This window comes from Undibacterium sp. JH2W (assembly GCF_049340425.1).
GTDB lineage: Bacteria > Pseudomonadota > Gammaproteobacteria > Burkholderiales > Burkholderiaceae_D > Undibacterium.
In genome coordinates this window covers 1-255 of record NZ_JBMPOT010000102.1, presented here as the reverse complement: position 1 = coordinate 255, position 255 = coordinate 1, and the positions used below count along the sequence as shown (strand labels likewise).

The window sequence follows — 255 nt, the reverse complement described above, 5'->3', positions numbered from 1 at the left end:
GGGCATCCATGTCACGCAAGGGAAACTGCTATGACAATGCGCCCATGGAGAGTTTCTGGGGAAGCCTGAAAAATGAACTGATACATCACCAGCACTATCCCACACGGGCTGATGCACAGGCGGCTATTCAGGAATACATTGAAAGCTTTTATAACCGCCAGCGACGTCACTCGCGTCTTGGCAATATATCGCCAGCCTTATTTGCTGAAAATTTTAATCGGCACTCACAGGCAGCTTAGAACATGAGTGTCCGCT

At 49.0% G+C, this 255-nt stretch carries 1 protein-coding gene; it reads left to right on the top strand.

The window, feature by feature from the left end; all coding sequences use genetic code 11:
* Positions 1-239, top strand: a 239-nt coding sequence (locus ACO0LC_RS29305; RefSeq protein WP_423009805.1) for an IS3 family transposase, incomplete at its 5' end; no start/stop codon positions are given.
* Positions 240-255 lie beyond the last annotated feature (16 nt).